This is a genomic window from Lampropedia hyalina DSM 16112, assembly GCF_900129055.1.
Lineage (GTDB): Bacteria > Pseudomonadota > Gammaproteobacteria > Burkholderiales > Burkholderiaceae_C > Lampropedia > Lampropedia hyalina.
Window position 1 is genome coordinate 12,321 of sequence record NZ_FQUZ01000001.1, and the last position, 20,344, is coordinate 32,664.

Here is a 20,344-nt window from a genome sequence, read left to right on the forward strand (position 1 = left end):
GCAAGCCATGCCCGCAGAAAGAGACCGACCATGTCCCCTGTATCGCGCGTGTGGAAATTGAAGCGTTCGAGGAAAACACCGCTCCTCGTCGGTCTGGGACTGCTGGCAGGGTTGGGCGGATCGCTGGCCCATGCGAATGCCGTGCAGCGCGTCTTGCCGCAAGGCTCCGTCTCGCAGGTGCGGCAGGTGCAGGTGGACTTTGCCCAGGCCGTGGTGGCACTGGGGCAGCCCGATGCCACCGCACCGGTGCAATGGCAATGCGAGGGCGCGGATGCCCGGCAGATGCAGGGACAGGGCCGCTGGCTGAATGCGCAACGCTGGGTGTTCGAGTTTGCCGAACCACTGCCTGCCGGGGTGCGTTGTGCCGTCAGCGCGAACCCCAGCTTCCGGGGGCTGAACCAACAGGCCATCAGCGCACTGGGCACACACCGCTTCGACACCGGCGGGCCGCGCCCGCTCACGGTGCTGCCCTACCCGTGGAACGACATCGACGAGCAGCAGCACTTCCTCATCCAGACCTCCGGCGTGGCCACGCCGCAAAGTCTGCTGGCCAACGTCTGGTGCGAAGCCGCCGATGTGGGCGAACGCATTCCCGTGCGCCTGCTCAGCGACGTGGAATTGCAGGCGGCCCTGCAAGCCACCGACAACCAGGAGCAGGCACAACAGGCTCCCGAGCAGTGGCGCGGACTGGCCTGCCAGCGTCGCCTCAGCCCCGGCGTGGACGTGCAACTGGTGTGGGGCGCGGGCGTGGCCTCACCTGCGGGCGTGGTATCGCAACAGGCCGAACGCCACGACTACACGGTGCGTGAACCCTTCACCGCCGAATTCACCTGCCAGCGCGAACAGGCCAGCCAGAAGTGCATCCCCCTGCTGCCCCTGCGCCTGAACTTCAATGCCGAATTCGACCGGCAATGGGTCGAACAATTCCGGCTGGTCAGCGGCGGACGAAGCTGGCCGGCCACCGTGGAAGGCGACGAGGCCAGCGGCAAGGGTACGCCCCCGCCCACCACACCGGTGGACAGGCTGGTGTTCCAGGGGCCATTCCCGGCCAACACCGCATTCACACTGGAAGTGCCTGCCGGTCTGCAAGACGATGCCAGCCGCCCCCTGCGCAACGCTGCGGCCTTTCCGCTGCAAGTGGCCACTGGCGACATCCCGCCGCTGGCCAAGTTCGCTTCGGGGGATTTCGCCATCATCGAACGCTTTGCCGAAGGGCGCGATGCCCCGGCCCTGCTGCCCGTGACCCTGCGCAAGGTCGAATCGGAACTGCCCCTGAAGGTGCTGCGCTTGCAGGACGACCGTTCCATTCTCGACTGGATGCGCCGCATGGAGCAGTTCAGCCCCGGCAACCACGTCGCCCGCGAACAGGCCGAGCAGGCTGGCCTTGGCGCACTGCCGCCCCGCGCCAGCGCATCGGAAGACGACGACGGCTGGCTGCCCACCCGCACCCTCTCGCTGCTGAATGCCCAAGCCCAGGCACGCGCCCTGCGCATCCCCGCCCCTGCCAGCACCCCCCAGCGGCAGGAAGCCGAAGTGGTCGGCATTCCGCTGGAGCCGGGTTACCAGATCGTGGAAATCGCCTCGCCGCTGCTGGGCAAGGCCCTGCTGGATGCCACCGAAGGCGCGCCCCCTGTGCTCTATGCCCGCACCGCCGTGCTGGTGACCAACCTGTCCGTGCACTTCAAGCTGGGGCAGGAAAACGCGCTGGCCTGGGTGACTTCGCTGGACGATGGCCGCCCGGTCAAGAATGCCACGGTGCGCGTCAATCACTGTGACGGCAGTGTGCTGGCCGAAGGCAAGACCGACTCGCAGGGACGCGCGCTGTTCCCACAGATTCGGGGCACCGCCCCGGAATGCGAATATGCCGATGGCGGCTACCGCAACGCCTACTTCATCACGGCCCGTTCGGCAGACGAGAAAGACCTGGGGCTGGTCTGGAGCGACTGGCAGAACGGCATCGAGCCGTGGCGTTTCAACGTGCCCACCCAGTACGGATACCACGAGGGCGAAGACCTGACCGCCCACAGCGTCACCGACCGCAGCCTGTTGCGGGCGGGGGAAACCATCTCGATGAAGCATTACCTGCGCCGCCCGACGCTGCAAGGCTTTGCCACCCCCGAACAGCCGCCTGCCGAAATGATCGTCACCCACCAGGGCAGCGGCCAGGAATTCACCCAGCCCTTGCAGTGGTACCAAACTGCCGATGGCGGCCTCAATGCCCACAGCAGCCTGAAACTGCCTGCCCTCGCCCCGCTGGGACACTACAGCATCCGCCTCTACGGCGACGGCGTGAACCACTACAGCGGCAGTTTCCGCGTGGAAGAATTCCGCCTGCCGGTGTTCCGTGGCTCCCTTGTGCCGGTGGGCAATGCCCCGCTGGTGCACGCCAGTGCGGTAGACATGAACGTCCAGCTTCAGTATGTGGCCGGTGGCGCGGCGGCGCATTGGCCCGCGCAGGCATCCGCCCTGCTGGAGCCGCACGACATCCGGTTCGCTCAGTACACCGACTACCGCTTCACCAGCCCGCTGACCCCGGCTGAACGCCAGGCGCGCGAGAGTGGCCGCAGCATCGAGACCACCCGCCAACTGGTGCTCGACAAGCAAGCCCTCACCCTGGATGCCCAGGGCAATGCCCGCATCGCGCTGGCCGGTCTGCCCACTCCGGCGGGCCTGCCCCAATCCCTGCGCACCGAAATCACCTACGCCGACCCCAGCGGTGAAACCCATACCCTGAGCCAGCAGCAAACCATCTGGCCCGCCAGCGTGCTGGTCGGCCTGAAAACCGAAAGCTGGGTGTCCGAGCGCGAACCCGTCAAACTCCATGCCATCGTCCTCACCCCGGATGGCAAGCCCGCTGCGGGCATTCCCGTACAGGTCGTCGCGCAATCGCACACCACGCTGAGCACCCGCAAGCGGCTGGTGGGCGGCTTCTACCAGTACGACCACCAGTACCAGAGCCGCACTCTGGGCACGGTGTGCGAAGGCAAGAGCGACCGCAGCGGACGGGTGGAATGCAGCATCACCCTCCAGCAATCGGGCGAAGTGGAGCTGATTGCCACCGTGCAGGACGATCAGCAGCGTCGCCACAGTGCCACCACCAGCATCTGGGTCAGCCGTGCCGGTCAATGGTGGTTCGATGGCGAAGCCTCCGACCGCATGGACGTTCTGCCGGAAAAGCCCGCCTACGAGCCGGGCGAAACCGCCCGCTTCCAGGTGCGCATGCCCTTCCGCAAGGCCCAGGCACTGGTGGCCATCGAGCGCGAAGGCGTGCTGGAGAGCCAGGTCATCGAGTTGAGCGGCGACAACCCCAGCTTCAGCCTCAAGGTCGGCTCCAACTGGGGGCCGAACACCTACATCAGCGTGCTGGCCGTGCGCGGCCGCCTGCGCGACGTGCCCTGGCAAAGCTTCTTCTCCTGGGGATTCAAGGCCCCGGTGGTCTGGTGGCGTGCCTGGCGTGACGACCAGGGCGAAGCCGCGCCCGCCACTGCGCTGGTCGATCTGAGCAAGCCCGCCTATCGCCTGGGCGTAGCCGCCATCCAGGTTGGCCATGCCGCGCACCGCCTGAACGTCAGCGTCCAGGCCGACAAGCCACGCTACGCCACCCGCGACACCGCCACGCTCCAGATCGAGGCCAAGCTGCCCAACGGCAAACCCGCTGCCCATGCCGAAATCGCCCTCGCCGTGGTGGACAAGGCCCTGCTGGAACTCGCCCCCAACACCAGTTGGGAACTGCTGCAAGCCATGATGCAGACCCGTCCCTGGGGCGTGGCCACCGCTACCGCCCAGATGGAAGTGCTGGGCCGCCGCCACTATGGGCGCAAGGCCGCTCCGGCAGGCGGCGGTGGTGGCGCGGACGGCGCAACCCGCGAACTGTTCGACACCCTGCTGCTGTGGCAACCCCGCATCACGCTGGATGCACAGGGCAAGGCCAAGGTCTCCGTGCCGCTGAACGACAGCATCACCACGTTCCATGCCCAGGCCATCGCCGATGCCGGAACCAGCCAGTTCGGCAGTGGCAGCACCGAGCTTCAGGTGGCACAAGAGCTGCAAATCATCAGCGGTCTGCCGCCCGTCGTGCGCGAGAAAGACCACTTCGACGCGCAATTCACCCTGCGCAACAGCACGGGCAAAGCGCAGCGCACCACCGTCACTGCCCGCATCAACGGCCCCGCTGGCACGCAAACCCTGCCCGACCAGACCGTGGACGTGCCCGCCGGAGCCGCGCAGACCGTGCAATGGCGCGTGCAGGCCCCGCTGCTGGGCGAACAATTGCTGCAAGACCACTGGGAATGGCAACTGGATGCCCGCGTCGAAGGCTCGAACACCATCCGCGACAGCCTGCGCAGCACCCAGACCCTGTTGCCCGCCGTGCCTGTCACCGTGCGGCAAGCCAGCCTGCACCAGCTCTCGGCCAGCCAGCCGCTGCAACTGCAAGCCAGCCTGCCCACCCAGGCTCTGGAAGGGCGCGGCAGCCTGCGCATCGAAGCCCAGGCCAGCCTCGCCGCCCCCCTGCCCGGCGTGCTGGACTGGTGGCAACGCTATCCCTACGCCTGCCTGGAGCAGCGTTATGGCAAGAGCATCGGCCTGCGCGATGCCGCCCTGTGGGCCAGCGTGGCCGAAGACCTGCCCGCCTACCTCGACAGTGACGGGCTGGCCAGCTACTTCCCGCCACAACAGCACAACGACGGCAGCCCGCTGCTCACCGCCCACCTGCTGGCCGTCGATGCCACGCTCAAGGCACTGGGTGAAACCGGCCACTTCCGCCTGCCCGATGCCGCACGCCAGCAGATGATTCAGGGCCTGACCGGCTTCGTCGAAGGCCGTACCGAACGCACGGCCAGCCCCCTGCGCAGCATCGGCTCCGGCAGCCAGCAGGCCGCCATCTACCGGCTCAGTGCCATTGCAGCCCTGGCCCAGCACGGCGCAGCCACCCCGGCCATGCTGGAGAGCATTGCCATCAACCCGCGTGCCTGGCCCACCCACGCGCTGATCGACTGGCTGCAAATCCTGCAACATCTGCCCCAAATCCCCCAGCAGGCGCAGCACCTGCAACAGGTGCAGAACGAACTGCGCAGCCGCCTGCTCCAGACCGGCGTGCAAACCCAGTTCAGCACCGAAGCCAGCGACCACTGGTGGTGGGCCATGCAGAACGGCGATGTCAATGCCGCCCGCCTGCTGCTGGTCACCGCCGCCCTGCCCGCCTGGAAGGACGACATGGGCGCGCTTGCCACCGGCCTGCTGGCACGGCAAAGCCACGGCGCGTGGAGCACCACGGTCGCCAACCTCTGGGGGCCGCTGGCACTGCAACGCTTTGCGCAACTGCATGAAAGCACCCCGGTGAATGGCCGCCTCCAGGGCCAACTGGGTGCGCAAACGCACAGCCGTGACTGGCCCGCTCTGCCCTCCGGCAGCACTGGAAGCACGGGCAGCACTGCCGCCAACCCCCTGCGCATCGACTTCGACTGGCCCGATGCCATCGCCCGCAAGGGCAACCCGGCCAGCAGCCAGTTGCGGGTGCAACAGCAGGGCAGCGGCAGCCCCTGGGTCACCATCAGCACCCTGGCCGCCGTGCCCAGCCAGCAGCCAGTGGCCTCCGGCCTGCAAGTGGCACGCACCATCACCCCTGTGGTGCAACGCCAGCCCGGCCAATGGAGCCGGGGCGACATCTACCGCGTCCACCTGCGCATCACCGCCAGCGCGGCCACCGGCATCAGTGCCATCACCGACCCGGTTCCGGCGGGCAGCACCATCCTGGGCAGCGGCCTGGGGCGTGACTCCAGCCTGGCCACCGCCGATGAAGCCGAAAGCGACAGCTACCACCTGGCCTGGGTCGAGCGCAAGATGGATGCCATGCGCGTGTACTACCACGCCCTGCCCCAAGGCACCACCGAGTACGAATACACGGTGCGCCTGAACCAGCCTGGTGAATTCTTCCTGCCCCCCACCCGTGCCGAAGCCCTCTACAGCCCGCAGGTGTTTGGCGAAGTGCCCAACAATCCGATGCGCATACAGGGCACCCCATGAAAAACACCCACCCCGCCATGCCAATCGCCATGACGGGGTGGGTGTTATATAGAGGCTCAATGCAGCAATGCGTCGATCTCAACTGCGATTGCAGCAGCTTTGAGCTTTTTCGGTATCGTCATGCCGGGCTTGATCCGGCATCCAGCGACTAGGCTGGCAAAAACACCTTGGTTGCCAATGGTTTGCACCGCAACTGGATGCCGGATCAAGTCCGGCATGACGCTGTGGAGTGCGGATGCCTGAATCGGAAATAGCAATCGGGCTTTGCAGAAGACTGCGAACAGCACCCCATTGATTACGGACAGTATCGTAAACCCGTGGGTTTGACGAACTACGCAGGCAAATGCCACTGCCCTGCTGCACAACTCAGGCACAGGCAGGACGGTGTGGCAATTGAAGGCTGTGCCTGCCGCTGCTGTGCCAGTGCCTCGAGGGCTTGTGCGCTGATGTGGGTATTCATGCACCAGCAGGCCGATGCGTCTTCACCGCCAGCACCGGCCATGGCGCACTGATTGCCGCGCCCGCACAGCGGGCAATTGCCTTGGCCTTGGAGCTGTGGCTCCGTCACAGGTGCCATTTGCCGATCAGGCTTTCCGGGCGCAGGCTGTCGTAGTGCTCGAAGGGCTGGTGAATCCACGGATTGGTGGGCAGGTGCTCGGCGCAGTAATCGGCCTGGAAGGTGGAGATGCCCTTGGTCCAGACCACGGCGGAACGCAGGTCGGTGATGGGGCTGTAGCGTTGCCGCAGCATATCTACCACGGCATGCAGGGTGTGGCCGGTGTCGGCCAGATCGTCCACCAGCAGCACACGCCCGGCCAGTTCGGCGCGGGGGGTGGTGATGTACTTGGCAATGTCCAGATGCCCCTGCACCGTACCCGCATTGGCCCGGTAGGAACTGGTGGACATGATGGCCAGCGGTTTATCGAAAATGCGGCTGAGCACATCGCCAGGGCGCATGCCCCCGCGTGCCAGACACAGAATGGTGTCGAACTCCCAGCCAGACTGGTGAATCTGTATGGCCAGTTTTTCGATCAGGTCGTGGTATTCGTCATAACTGACGTACAGGTGTTTGCCATCTTCTGTCAGCATGGTGGTGACTCCTGGGGGTTTTCGTGGGACGGGGGAAGGATGCAAAGGCAGTCCATTAGCAACGGCCTGTGCGCCCGCACCGGAGCCAGGTGGCCGGAGCGGATAGAGGTGGTGCAACCCCTGCCCATATACGGACGGGCAGGAGATCGGGAAGCATCCGGCTTCAGAGACCGTGTTCAAACGGCTTGTGGCGCAGGATGGTGTGGTCGCGGTCGGGGCTGGTGGAGATGACGGCAATCGGCACGCCGGTGATGGCTTCGATGCGTTCCAGGTACTGGCGTGCCTGTGATGGCAGTTGCGCATACTCGGTGACACCGACCGTCGATTCTGTCCAGCCCGGCAGGGTTTCGTACAGGGGCTTGCAGGCGGCAATGTCGTCGGCTCCCAGCGGCAGGATGTCGATGGTGCGGCCATCGAGTTCATAGCCCACGCACAGTTGCAGGGTTTCCAGGCCATCGAGCACGTCCAGCTTGGTGATGCACAGGCCGGTGAGGCCATTGACCTGGGCACTGCGCTTGAGCAGTGCCGCATCGAACCAGCCACAGCGGCGGCTGCGCCCGGTGGTCACGCCTTTTTCCGCGCCCACGGTGCTCATGTGGTAGCCGGGAGTGCCAGGGGTTTCCCATTCCAGTTCGGTCGGGAAGGGGCCGCTGCCCACGCGCGTGCAGTAGGCCTTGGTGATGCCCAGCACATAGTGCAGCAGGCCGGGGCCTACGCCTGCACCCGCAGCGGCATTGCCTGCCACGCAGTTGCTGGAGGTGACATACGGATAGGTGCCGTGGTCCACGTCCAGCAGCGTGCCCTGCGCGCCTTCGAACAGCAGGTTCTCGCCGCGCTGGTGGGCGGCATTGAGTTCCACGGATACGTCGGCAATCATGGGGCGCAGCCATTCGGCATGGCGCATGGCTTCTTCGTAAATGGGGTCGAAGCGCAGTTGGCCGCCTTCCACATAGGGCTGGAGCACTTCGGGCGTGGGCAGTTCGCTGGAGTTCAGGTACTCGCGCAGAACGTGGTTGTAGAGGTCCAGCAGATCGCGCAGCTTGGCGGCGAAGCGTTCGGGGTGCAGCAAATCCTGCACGCGCAAAGCGCGGCGTGCCACCTTGTCTTCGTAGGCCGGGCCAATGCCCCGGCCCGTGGTGCCGATGCGCTGCTGGCCACCACGTTCGCGGGCGAATTCGCGCACGATGTCCAGATAGGCATGCAAAGGCAGAATCAGCGGACAGGCTTCGCTGACGCGCAGACGCTCGCGCACCTGCACCCCGGCCGCTTCCAGCCCCTGCACTTCCTCAATGAGCTTGGCCACCGAAACGACCACGCCGTTGGCAATGTAGCAGGTCACGCCTTCGCGCATGATGCCACTGGGAACCAGGTGCAGCGCGGTTTTCACGCCGTTGATGACCAGCGTGTGCCCGGCATTGTGTCCGCCGTGGAAACGCACGACCCCCTGGGCACTTTCCGTCAGCCAGTCCACCAGTTTGCCTTTGCCTTCGTCACCCCATTGGGTGCCTACCACAACCACGTTGCGGCCTTTTGTTGTGCTCATTTCAGTTCCAGTTTCACGAAAAAATCGAATCGGCGATGGCGGCCGCCTGTGACGCGCCATCCTGACAGGCCGGAGCACCATGCCCCTGCGCCCATGACGTTACGGTACCTCTCAGGCGGCAGGGGTACATGCTTGCAGCCGCCACTGCCCATCCTCCTGCACCAGTTGCCGGGTGCAGTGGAATTCCTCGGCCTCGTTGGCATGGCCGGGCATGGCGAAGATGACGGTCTGGCCACTGGCGCGCAGTTCGGCCACCAGGGATTGAAGGGCAGCATCTTCCGACCAGGGAGCCAGAATGGCCTGGCGCAGATCGCGCTTGCGCACGGCCGTGACCAGTTGCTTCAAATCCAGGCTGAACCCTGCGGCCGGGCGGTTGCGCCCGTAGGCCGCGCCCACTTCGTCGTAGCGACCGCCGCGCACCAATGCGTCGGTGCAATGCGGCGAATAGATGGTGAAGCGCATGCCGCTGTAATAGGCGTAGCCGCGCAGATCGGCCAGATCGTAGGAAACGGCGGCCTGTTGCCCCAGCCGGTCGGCCAGCCATTGCAGCCCATCCAATACCGCCAGTGCCTTGGGGAAGGCAGCCAGCACACGGCGGGCCTCATCCAGCACTTCCGGGCCGCCGTACAGCCCCGGCAAGGCCAGCAGGGCCTGCCGTGCCACAGCCGGGAAGTCGCGCGTGAGCACGGCCAGTTCGGAAACATCCTTGGCAGCGAGCGCGGCATGCACCTGGCGCAGGATATCCATGCTCACCAGCAGGCCACCCAGCAGGCTGCGGGCGACGCGCACATCGCCCATGACGGCAACGGCCTGAGCCACACCGGCCTGCCGCAGACAGTCGAGTGCGAGTTGCAGGGCTTCCAGATCGGCCTCACGCCCTTCGTGGCCGTAGATTTCCGCACCAAACTGAAGGGGTTCACGCGAGGCGTAGGGGCGTTCCGGGCGGGTATGCAGCACCGGGCCGCAGTAGCACAGGCGCGTGACACCCTGGCGGTTGAGCAGGTGCGCATCGATGCGGGCCACCTGCTGGGTGCTGTCGGCGCGGATGCCCACGGTGCGGCCAGAGAGGGAATCGACGGCCTTGAAGGTCTGCAAGTCCAGTGCCTGGCCCGTGCCGGTGAGCAGCGACTCCAGATGCTCCATCAGGGGCGGGATGACCAGTTCATAGCCATAGGTGGAAGCCGTATCCAGCAAAGTGCGCCGCAACTCTTCAATGTGGCGCGCTTCCGAAGGCAGAACATCGGCAATGTGATCGGGTAGAACCCAGGCAGACATGGCAAAAGTCGGATGCTGTTAAAAACCTTATTCTACCGGAACGGTCAGGCAGGAAAAGGTCTGTATCGTGTTCAAGGCATGGGCCTGCACCCACCCAGACATCGGCGCATGGCTCGTTGCAAACGAAACGGGTGTGGCCACCCGTTGGCAACCACACCCGTTATCCATGTCATAGGCGTTGTGCGAATGCCTTGGAACCTGTTTACGCCATGCCACCCCGGCGGCCACCACCGCTGCGGCCGTTGTTGTTGCGGGGGCCACGCGGTGCGGCAGGATGACCGTTGTTGAAATGGCCAGCTCCGCCGCCACCGCCCGCAAAGCCGCGCTGGCTGCGGTTGCGGCCATTGCGCTGGGTCATGCTGTCCACGCTGGTGCGCATGGGGTCGGGCTGACCAGTGCCACCGCTGCGACGCGGTGCGGCCAGCGAGGTACCCGCCTGGGTTCCCAGATGGGCATCTTCACGCAACAGTGGCAGGCGTTCCTTGGCTGGGTAATCCTGCGCGGCACTGCGAGGGGCTGCTCCACGCCCGTTGCCTGCATTGCCACCTCCGGCAGGGCGATTGCCCTGCCCCTGGCGGTTCTGCGGGCCACTACTGCGCGGCTTGCCTGAATGCGGGGTGGCGGCGCGGTTGCGTCCCTGTCCCTGCCGTGCCGCTGGCCGTCCACCTGATTCGTCATCGGAAAACGCCTGGGCGGCATCGCCAGCAGGAGCAGAACGGGGCGAAGCCGAGGGAGGGGTTTTGGTGCGCACGCGATCCAGCATTTCCTTGCGGGCTTTCTTGGCGGCAGCCTGCATCACGTCGCGGCCCGGTGGGCGGCCTGCACCACCCCAGAGGGTCTGGCGGCCCATGGCAATGGGTTCGGCCACTTCATCGGCTTCGGGGGCGAATTCAGACATGATGTCCACGGGAATCTCCTGCTTGGTGAAGCGTTCGATTTCCATCATGAAGCCTTCTTCATCCAGACACACCAGGCTGATGGCATGGCCATCGGCTCCCGCGCGGCCTGTGCGGCCAATGCGGTGGACGTAGTCTTCGGGCACATTCGGAATTTCGTAATTGACGACATGTGGCAGTTCGTCGATGTCGATGCCGCGTGCGGCAATGTCGGTGGCCACCAGTGCCCGCAACTGTCCGGTCTTGAAGCCGGCCAGTGCCTGGGTGCGGGCGGTCTGGCTCTTGTTGCCATGCAGGGCCATGGCACTCACGCCGTGCTTGTTCAGGTATTCGGCCACATGGTTTGCGCCGAACTTGGTGCGGGTGAACACCAGCACCTGGTTCCAGTTGCGGCTGGTGATGATGTGCAGCAGCGCGGCCTTTTTCTGGTTGCGTCCCACCGGGCAGATCACCTGGCTGATGCGCTGCACCGTGGTGTTGGGCGGCGTGACCTGCACCTGCTCGGGCTGGTTCAGCAGGGTGTTGGCCAGTTGCTTGATGTCGTCGCTGAAGGTGGCAGAGAACAGCAGCGACTGCTTTTGCCGGGGCAGCAGGGCCAGCACCTTGCGCACGTCGTGGATGAAGCCCATGTCCAGCATGCGGTCGGCCTCGTCCAGCACCAGGAATTCGACCTGGGAGAGATCGGCATGCGACTGGGATTGCAGATCGAGCAGGCGGCCCGGCGTGGCCACGAGGATGTCCACGCCCCGGTTCAGTTGGGCGATCTGCGCGGCCATGCCCACGCCACCAAAAATCACCGTGGCGCGCAATGGCAGGTTCTTGGCGTAGGCGCGGATGTTTTCCTCGATCTGTGCGGCCAGTTCGCGGGTGGGGGTGAGGATGAGGGCACGCACCGGGCGTTTGCCGCGCTCGTCCTGCGGCTGGCGCGAGAGCATTTCCAGCAGCGGCAGTGCGAAGGCGGCGGTCTTGCCGGTGCCGGTCTGTGCGCCGGCCAGCAGGTCTTTGCCCTGCAAGATCAATGGGATGGCTTGTGTCTGAATGGGGGTGGGCTGGGTGTAGCCCATGTCGCTGACGGCCGACACAATGGCCTCGGACAGATTCAATGATGCAAAAGTCACAGTTGAATGAAGGCATTCATTTGCAGATGCCTTGGGTTATGGGTTGTTGGATACTCGCCCTTCTGCCGGGTCAGGACAGTTCAGTGCAGGGCAGATCAGCGTGTGCGCGCACGGGCGACTGGAAATCCAGCCAGCAACCGGGCCGTTCCTGTTCAGGAGCGGTACGCATTCAGTGACGAACTTGCGGCTGACTGAAGGCCGCAAGGTCTTCATTTTTACACAGGTTGGCTGTTTTCGCCAAGCACAACCCACGCAAAATGCTGCTGTGCAGCGTGACAACGACACCACCGGCCCCGGATGATGCCATTGCCGCCTGCACAGCGGATGGCAAAACCCTGTTCAGCCGATTTTTTCCAGTCCACCCAGATAGGGGCGCAGAGCCGCCGGAATGGTGACGCTGCCATCGGCATTCTGGTGGTTTTCCAGAATGGCCACCAGCGTGCGGCCCACGGCCAGGCCGGAACCGTTGAGCGTATGCACGAGTTCGTTCTTGCCTGCTGCGTTCTTGAAGCGTGCCTGCATCCGGCGCGCCTGGAAGGCTTCGCAGTTGCTCACCGAGCTGATTTCGCGGTAGGTGTCCTGCGCCGGGAGCCACACTTCCAGATCGTAGGTCTTGGCCGCGCCAAAGCCCATGTCGCCGGTGGACAGGGCCACCACGCGGTAAGGCAGTTCCAGCTTCTGCAGGATGGCTTCGGCGTGGCCGACCATTTCTTCCAATGCCGCATTGCTGTGTTCCGGGTGGGTGATCTGCACCATTTCCACCTTGTCGAACTGGTGCTGGCGAATGAGGCCGCGCGTGTCGCGCCCGTAGCTGCCCGCTTCGGAGCGGAAGCAAGGGGTGTGGGCGGTGAGGCGAATGGGCAGATCGGCTTCGGCCACGATGGTGTCGCGCACGAAGTTGGTCAGCGGCACTTCGCTGGTGGGAATGAGGTAGAGCGCGGCATGGTCGGGCACGGGTTCGGCATCCTGGCCGCCCTTTTGCGCCGCGAACAGGTCGTCGGCAAACTTGGGCAACTGGCCGGTGCCGCGCAGCGAATCGCCATTGACGATGTAGGGCACATAGTTTTCCTGGTAGCCGTGCTCCTGGGTCTGCACGTCCAGCATGAACTGGGTCAGGGCACGGTGCAGGCGCGCGATCTGCCCGCGCATCACGGTGAAGCGCGTGCCGGTGAGCTTGCTGCCCAGCTCGAAGTCCAGCCCCAGCGGCTCGCCCACGTCCACATGGTCCTTGGGCGCAAAGCCCAGGCTGACCGCAGTGGCAGGCTCGCGCCCTGCCGGATGCCAGCGGCGCACTTCGACATTGGCCGCTTCATCGGCTCCCAACGGCACGGAATCCTGCGGCAGGTTCGGCACGGCCAGCAGCAGGGCCTGCAATTCGGCCTGAATCTGCTCCAGACGGGCGGCGGAAGTTTCCAGCTCTGCCTTGATGTCGGCCACCTGCGCCAGCACGACATCGGCACTCTCGCCCTTGGACTTGAGCTGGCCGATCTGGCGCGAGAGGCTGTTGCGCTGGGCCTGCAAGTCCTCGGTGCGGGACTGGAGGGTCTTGCGCTCGGCTTCCAGGGCGGTGAAGGCTTCCACGTTCAGGAAGGACTGGGGGCTTTTGCGGGTTTCCAGACGCGCGATGACGCGATCCAGTTCTTTGCGCAGCAGGAGGATGTCAAGCATGGGAGTGGATGAACAAGAAAGTCAAAACGGCTATTGTCCCCGATGACACGCCCTAAGCCAAACATCCGGGCCAAAAGCAAAAAGACGCATCGTGCGTCTTTTTGCGGGGTGGGTGCTATCGATGCTTACTTGGCGTTCACAACGCGCGCCAGTTCCAGGCACTTGTTGGAGTAGCCCCACTCGTTGTCGTACCAGGACACCAGCTTGACGAAGGAGCCATCCAGCGCGATACCGGCATCGGCATCGAAGATGGAAGTGCGGGCATCACCACGGAAGTCGGTGGCCACCACCTTGTCTTCGGTGTAGCCCAGAATGCCCTTGAGCGCGCCTTCGGACTGGGCCTTGATTTCGGCGCAGATCTCGGCGTAGCTGGCGGGGTTTTCCAGTTCCACGGTCAGATCGACCACGGAAACGTTGGAAGTGGGCACGCGGAAGCTCATGCCGGTGAGCTTGCCCTTGAGGGCGGGCAACACCACGCCCACGGCCTTGGCCGCGCCGGTGCTGGAGGGGATGATGTTCTCCAGGATGCCACGGCCACCGCGCCAGTCCTTGTTGGACGGGCCATCGACGGTTTTCTGGGTGGCAGTGGCCGCGTGCACGGTGGTCATCAGGCCGCGCTTGATGCCCCATTTGTCGTTGAGCACCTTGGCAAGAGGGGCCAGGCAGTTGGTGGTACAGGAAGCGTTGGAGACGATGGTTTCCCCAGCGTAGCTTGCGCAGTTCACGCCGCGCACGAACATGGGGGTGTCGTCCTTGGAAGGCGCGCTGAGGATGACTTTCTTCGCGCCTGCGTCGATATGCTTCTGGGCGGTTTCCTTGGTCAGGAACAGGCCGGTGGACTCGATCACCACGTCCACGTCCAGCTCGCCCCATTTCAGGTTGGCGGGGTCGCGCTCCTGGGTCAGGCGCACTTTCTTGCCATTGACGATCAGGGTGTTGCCTTCGACCGAGACATCGGCATCGAAGCGGCCATGCACGCTGTCGTACTGGAGCATATAGGCCAGGTACTCTGGCTCCAGCAGGTCGTTGATGCCAACGATTTCAATATCGTCAAAACTCTGTGTGGCGGCACGGAATACGTTGCGTCCGATGCGTCCGAAACCGTTGATACCTACCTTGATGGTCATGTCTGTCCCTTGGATTGTGCAGTGAAGAATGGGCGGCTGGCCCGTTTTCGCCAGACGGCGACGCGGGCGACGGCTGTGCGGTGCGCACAAGCAGCATCATTTTAATGGTTTATGACAGCTTGCCCCGCATCGGCACCCAGCGTGCACAGGAACTGCGCCAGCGCGGGCAGATAAAGCTCGAAACTGTCGGACAGCGCGTGATCGCTGCCTGCCAGCACGGTCTGCCGCGCCAGCGGGTAACGCGCCACCATCTCGCGCCAGTCCAGCACCTCGTCGCCCTGGGCAATCAGCCCCCATTGCGGCGCAGACGGGGGCTGTGACGGGTCGATGGCCAGTGCCTGCAACTGGCCGATGTATTCGGGCTGGAAGAACTGCTTTTCCTGCGGGTCGTGCCAACTGGTGACTTCCCCGATGTGCTGCGCCAGGTCACGCGCGGGAAACACCGCCGGGTTGAGCAGCACGGCAGGGCAGGCATATTGCGCGGCCACCCAGGTGGCGTAGTAGCCGCCCAGCGACGACCCCATCACCGCCATACTTTTCTTCGGCCAGGCGCGCACCAGCTCCTGCACCTGCTGCATGGCCTGCCGTGGTGATGCAGGCAGATGCGGAATCGCAACGTGAACCTGCGGGTGATGCCGGGCAAACCACTCCAGCGTCCGCCTGGCCTTGAAAGACTGCGGAGACGAGCGGAAACCATGCAGGTACAGCAGATGCGTGAGCACTGGGGTGGATGGCGGGGTGGACATGGCAGGCTCCTGGCGAAAAACACGACCCTGCCATTGTCCAACAGGATGCCGCACCCCAAATTAATTAGCACATGCTATACTTTTTATAGTAACAGCTTATTCTGATTGATCCCATGACCTCCTCTGGAACCCTGCAAGTGACCAAACGCGATGGGCGGCTTGAAGCCATCGACCTCGACAAAATTCACCGCGTCATCACCTGGGCGGCACAGGGGCTGGAGAAGGTTTCCGTCTCGCAGGTGGAGTTGCAGGCACAGCTCCAGTTCTACGATGGCATCCGCACCCGCGACATTCACGAAACCCTCATCAAGTCTGCCGCCGACCTGATTGCCGAAGACACGCCCGACTACCAGTATCTGGCGGCACGGCTGGCGATTTTTCATCTGCGCAAGATTGCCTATGGTCAGTTCGAGCCACCGCATTTGCACACCCATGTGAGTCGGCTGGTGGCCCTGGGCAAGTACGACGGCCATCTGCTGGACGACTACAGCGCGGCCGATTTCGACGCACTCAATGCCCACCTCGACCACTGGCGTGATATGGACTTTGCCTACGCCGCCGTGCAGCAACTCGAAGGCAAGTACCTGGTGCAGGATCGTGTGACACGGCAGGTCTATGAAAGCCCACAGTTTCTGTTCATGCTGGTGGCCATGTGCCTGTTTGCCGCATATCCGACCGCCACACGCCTGGATCATGTGCGACGCTTTTACGACGCGCTGTCGCGCTTTCGCATCAGCCTGCCCACGCCCATCATGGCCGGGGTGCGCACGCCCACGCGGCAGTTCAGCTCCTGCGTGCTGATCGAATGCGACGACAGTCTGGACAGCATCAACGCCACCACCAGTGCCATCGTGCGCTATGTATCGCAGCGGGCGGGCATCGGCATCAACGCCGGGCGCATCCGCGCGGTGGGCAGTCCGATTCGCGGTGGCGAAGCGCAGCACACCGGCTGCCTGCCGTTCTTCAAGCTGTTTCAGGCCGCCGTCAAGTCCTGCTCGCAGGGCGGTGTACGCGGCGGTGCGGCCACGCTGTTCTATCCGCTGTGGCATTGGGAGGTGGAATCGCTGCTGGTGCTGAAAAACAACCGGGGCGTGGAAGAAAACCGCGTGCGCCATCTGGACTATGGCGTGCAGATCAACCGCCTGCTGTACCAGAGGCTCATCAAGGGGCAGTCCATCACGCTGTTCTCACCGCACGAAGTGCCCGATCTGTACGAGGCGTTTTTTGCCGATCAGGAAGCCTTCGAGCGTTTGTATGTGCAATACGAACAGCATGAATCCATCCGCAAGCGCAGCCTGCCCGCCACCGAACTGTTCTCGCTGCTGATGCAGGAGCGTGCGGGCACCGGGCGCATCTACATCCAGAACGTCGATCACTGCAACACGCACAGCCCATTCGACCCGGCCAGCGCGCCGGTGCGCCAGTCCAACCTGTGCATGGAAATCGCCCTGCCCACCCGGCCCTTGCAAGACTTGCACGACCCCGAAGGCGAGATCGCGCTGTGCACGCTCTCGGCCATCAACCTGGGCACGCTGCAATCACTGGACGAACTGCCGCAACTGGCCGACCTGCTGGTGCGCGCACTCGATGCCCTGCTGGACTACCAGGATTACCCGGTCGCCGCCGCACAGCATGCCACGCGCCAGCGGCGCACGCTGGGCATAGGTGTCATCAACTACGCCTGCTATCTGGCGCGGCATGGCCTGCGCTATTCCGATGGCAGCGCGCTGGCCCTGACGCACCGCACCTTTGAAGCCATTCAATACCACTTGCTGAAAGCATCCGTGCAACGGGCGCGCGAGGCAGGAGCCTGCCCCGGCTTTTCCGAGACGCGCTACGCGCAAGGCATTCTGCCCATCGATACCTACAAGAAAGACCTTGACGGCATCTGCCACGAACCGCTGCATCTGGACTGGGAGGGCCTGCGTGCCGACATTCGCCACTGGGGTTTGCGCCACTCCACGCTGACCGCGCTGATGCCGTCGGAAACCTCCAGCCAGATCGCCAATGCCACCAACGGCATCGAGCCGCCGCGCGGGCTGGTATCCGTCAAACAGTCCAAGGACGGCATTCTGCGCCAGGTCGTGCCGGACATCGGCCCACTGCGCGACCGTTACGAACTGTTGTGGCAGATGCCGGGCAACGAAGGCTACCTCCAATTGGTGGGCGTGATGCAGAAATTCGTCGATCAGGCCATTTCTGCCAACACCAGCTACGACCCGCAACGCTTCGAGGGCGGGCGCGTGCCGATGAAGCAACTGCTCAAGGATTTGCTTACCGCCTACAAATACGGCCTGAAAACCCTCTACTACCACCACACCCGCGACGGCGCGGACGATGCCCACGGCAGCCTGCCCGAAGACGACTGCGCCAGCGGCGCGTGCGCAATTTGAGCAGGGCAGGCACCGGCATGGGCTACAGCATCTTCACCCCCGCAGACAACGACCAGTTGTGCGAGCCGATGTTCTTCGGCCAGCCAGTCAATGTCTCGCGCTACGACCAGCAGAAATACCCGGTATTCGAGAAGCTGATCGAGAAACAGCTCTCCTTCTTCTGGCGACCGGAAGAAGTGGACATCTCGCAAGACCGCATCGACTACCAGAACCTGCCCGCGCACGAGCAGCACATCTTCATCAGCAACCTCAAGTACCAGACCCTGCTGGATTCCATTCAAGGGCGCAGCCCCAACATCGCCCTGCTGCCGCTGGTGTCGCTGCCGGAGCTGGAGACCTGGGTGGAAACCTGGTCGTTTTCCGAGACCATCCACTCGCGCTCCTACACCCACATCATCCGCAACATCGTGGCCGACCCAGCCGTGGTGTTCGACGACATCATGCGCAACCGGCACGTGCGCGAACGCGCCACCGACATCGCTGGCTGGTACGACGCGCTGATCCGCGACGGCATGCTCTACGCCCAACTGGGCGCGGGCGAGCACCGCATCAACGGCACCCCCTACCGCATCGACCTGCGCGACCTCAAGCAAAAGCTCTACCTGTGCCTGATGAGCGTGAACATCCTCGAAGCCATCCGCTTCTACGTCAGCTTTGCCTGCTCGTTCGCGTTTGCCGAGCGCAAGCTGATGGAGGGCAACGCCAAGATCATCCGCCTGATCGCCCGCGACGAAGCCCTGCACCTGAGCGGCACGCAGCACATTCTGGGCATTTTGCGCAGTGGCCAGGACGACCCGGAATACGCACAGATCGCCCAGGAGCTGCAACCGCGCTGCATCGCCATGTTCCGCGAAGCCGCCGAGCAGGAAAAGCAATGGGCCGACTACCTGTTCAAGGACGGTTCCATGATCGGACTGAACCGCGACATCCTCGCGCAGTACGTCGAGTACATCACCAACATCCGCATGCAGGCCGTGGGGCTGGAGCCGGCCTTCCCGGCCACACGGCACAACCCGATTCCGTGGATCAACACCTGGCTGGCCTCCGACACCGTGCAGGTCGCGCCGCAGGAAGTGGAGCTGAGTTCCTACCTGATCGGCCAGATCGATGCCAGCGTCAGCAGCGACGACTTGCAGGACTTCGAGCTGTGAACCTGCTGTTCACCCACGCAGGCACATTCCCACTGGCCTACGACGAGCGGCTGCTGGACGCGCTGCTGCGCACCGGCCACGCCGTGGACTACCAATGCCGCGAAGGCTGGTGTGGCTCCTGCCGCACCCGGCTGCTGCAAGGCACTGTGCACTACCCGCACAAGCCGCTGGCGCACCTGAATGCAGGCGAGATATTGCCCTGCTGCTGTCAGGCCGCCAGCCCCATCGTGCGGCTGGACTGCGAGCGCGATCACCGCCTCGGCACGAACGACCTCACAAAAACAAGCCATTCATCCGATGGTTGCCCCCGATGAAAGCCACCTCAACCCAAGGAGCACCACTGCATGAGCACCACCTCACCCCCGCTGCCATCCACCACCCTGCACCCCGGCCTGGGAGAGCACTTCCTTGCCTGGGAGCAGGCCATCGAAGCCGCCAACCACGCCTGCAATGCAGCCAGCACGCACACCGCCCACCAACTCTACGAACAGGCCCAGACATTGGCACACGCCCTGCTGGCAGGCAAGCCCTGGCTGCACCCGCACTGCGCCAGTGCCTGCCAGCAGCAGATGGCACTGGATGCCAGTCTGGCTGCCGTGGTCGTCACCTGCCACAACCGCGCCCACCTCTACCAGCAGGAGAACCACGCCAGCCACAGTGCCGCCTGCTGCCAGCAGGCACATGCCTGCGTACAAAGACTGCTGGCTGACCCCAGCCTGCCCGAGCACCTCTATCCCATCGTCTCGCGCCATCTGCTGCGCACCCTGGTGCAACTGCCCGCATTGCCTGCCGACACAGCCACCCGCATGGGTCTGCACTGACGAACCGTACCCAACACCACCACTTTCTTCACCTCAACAGGAGCCTACCCAATGAACACCCTCAACGACACCATCAAGGCCATGCTGGCCACGCAACTGCCCATTCAGGCCACCGTTGGCCCGGACGGCATTCCCGACATCGGCCCCAAGCGTTCGCTGCGCGCCTATGACGACCAGACGCTGATCTACAACGAGAACACCGGCGGCCAGACGCTGCGCAACCTCAAGGATGGCTCGAAAATCGCCGTGGCCATCATCGACCGCGAAGCCCTGGACGGCTACCGGTTTCTGGGCCGTGCCGAAATCTTCCACGAAGGCAAGCCCTACGATAACGCCGTCGCTTTCGCCGCCAAAAACGGCATGAAAACCCCGCTGTGCGCCGTACTGATTCACATCGAGGCAATCTTCACGCTCCGCTCCGGCCCCACGGCGGGCACGCGGCTGTGAATCGGTCGGCACTGGTTTCAGGCACGCATCAGACTGCCTTCAGCTC

General features: G+C 64.2%; 15 protein-coding genes. 6 read left to right on the forward strand and 9 right to left on the reverse strand.

The window, feature by feature from the left end:
* The first annotated feature begins 30 nt into the window (after positions 1-30).
* On the forward strand, positions 31-6,024 hold the full coding sequence (locus BUE21_RS00060) for an alpha-2-macroglobulin family protein (protein ID WP_084522563.1): 5,994 nt from the start codon (positions 31-33) through the stop codon (positions 6,022-6,024).
* Positions 6,025-6,080: 56 nt separating this feature from the next.
* Here the strand turns inward: BUE21_RS00060 and BUE21_RS14625 are convergent, their stop codons facing one another.
* From BUE21_RS14625 to BUE21_RS00100, 9 genes are all read right to left on the reverse strand, one after another.
* Entirely contained in the window at positions 6,081-6,242 is a 162-nt protein-coding gene (locus tag BUE21_RS14625; RefSeq protein WP_159435775.1) for a hypothetical protein, read from the reverse strand.
* Between the two features lie 113 nt (positions 6,243-6,355).
* A complete protein-coding gene (locus BUE21_RS15160) occupies positions 6,356-6,601 on the reverse strand; it encodes a cysteine-rich CWC family protein (protein ID WP_073353160.1) in 246 nt (81 codons plus the stop codon).
* Positions 6,589-7,113: a phosphoribosyltransferase gene (locus BUE21_RS00070; protein WP_073353162.1), complete on the reverse strand. Its 525-nt coding sequence runs from the start codon at positions 7,111-7,113 to the stop codon at positions 6,589-6,591. Before BUE21_RS00070 ends, BUE21_RS15160 begins: the two co-directional genes overlap by 13 nt.
* 163 nt (positions 7,114-7,276) lie before the next feature.
* Positions 7,277-8,656, reverse strand: coding sequence for an adenylosuccinate synthase (locus tag BUE21_RS00075; RefSeq protein ID WP_073353165.1), 1,380 nt, complete (start codon positions 8,654-8,656; stop codon positions 7,277-7,279).
* 111 nt (positions 8,657-8,767) lie between these two features.
* Positions 8,768-9,931 (reverse strand): ATP phosphoribosyltransferase regulatory subunit, encoded by a 1,164-nt coding sequence (locus tag BUE21_RS00080; protein WP_073353168.1) that lies wholly within the window; start codon positions 9,929-9,931, stop codon positions 8,768-8,770.
* Positions 9,932-10,133: 202 nt separating this feature from the next.
* Positions 10,134-11,945: a DEAD/DEAH box helicase gene (locus BUE21_RS00085; RefSeq protein WP_073353171.1), complete on the reverse strand. Its 1,812-nt coding sequence runs from the start codon at positions 11,943-11,945 to the stop codon at positions 10,134-10,136.
* Between the two features lie 339 nt (positions 11,946-12,284).
* Entirely contained in the window at positions 12,285-13,613 is a 1,329-nt protein-coding gene (gene serS, locus BUE21_RS00090; protein WP_073353172.1) for a serine--tRNA ligase, read from the reverse strand.
* Between the two features lie 125 nt (positions 13,614-13,738).
* Positions 13,739-14,740 carry a type I glyceraldehyde-3-phosphate dehydrogenase gene (gap, locus tag BUE21_RS00095; protein WP_073353174.1) on the reverse strand — a complete coding sequence of 334 codons (1,002 nt, stop codon included), beginning with the start codon at positions 14,738-14,740 and terminating at the stop codon, positions 13,739-13,741.
* Positions 14,741-14,841: 101 nt separating this feature from the next.
* The gene (locus BUE21_RS00100; RefSeq protein WP_073353177.1) at positions 14,842-15,486 is read right to left on the reverse strand and encodes a YqiA/YcfP family alpha/beta fold hydrolase; all 645 of its coding nucleotides are present in this window, start codon (positions 15,484-15,486) and stop codon (positions 14,842-14,844) included.
* 113 nt (positions 15,487-15,599) lie between these two features.
* Between BUE21_RS00100 and nrdA the strand changes: the two genes are divergently transcribed.
* The 5 genes from nrdA to BUE21_RS00125 are packed head-to-tail and all read left to right on the forward strand — an operon-like array spanning position 15,600 to position 20,298.
* Positions 15,600-17,879, forward strand: a complete 2,280-nt coding sequence (gene nrdA / locus BUE21_RS00105) for a class 1a ribonucleoside-diphosphate reductase subunit alpha (protein WP_073353180.1) — start codon at positions 15,600-15,602, stop codon at positions 17,877-17,879.
* A 17-nt stretch (positions 17,880-17,896) separates the two neighbouring features.
* Positions 17,897-19,030, forward strand: coding sequence for a class Ia ribonucleoside-diphosphate reductase subunit beta (gene nrdB, locus BUE21_RS00110; protein ID WP_073353182.1), 1,134 nt, complete (start codon positions 17,897-17,899; stop codon positions 19,028-19,030).
* Positions 19,027-19,344, forward strand: a complete 318-nt coding sequence (yfaE, locus tag BUE21_RS15130; RefSeq protein ID WP_073353183.1) for a class I ribonucleotide reductase maintenance protein YfaE — start codon at positions 19,027-19,029, stop codon at positions 19,342-19,344. The genes nrdB and yfaE overlap by 4 nt, the downstream gene beginning before the upstream one ends.
* A gap of 30 nt (positions 19,345-19,374) precedes the next feature.
* A complete protein-coding gene (locus tag BUE21_RS00120) occupies positions 19,375-19,851 on the forward strand; it encodes a hypothetical protein (RefSeq protein WP_073353186.1) in 477 nt (158 codons plus the stop codon).
* A 51-nt stretch (positions 19,852-19,902) separates the two neighbouring features.
* Positions 19,903-20,298 (forward strand): pyridoxamine 5'-phosphate oxidase family protein, encoded by a 396-nt coding sequence (locus BUE21_RS00125; RefSeq protein WP_073353189.1) that lies wholly within the window; start codon positions 19,903-19,905, stop codon positions 20,296-20,298.
* Positions 20,299-20,344: the final 46 nt, after the last annotated feature.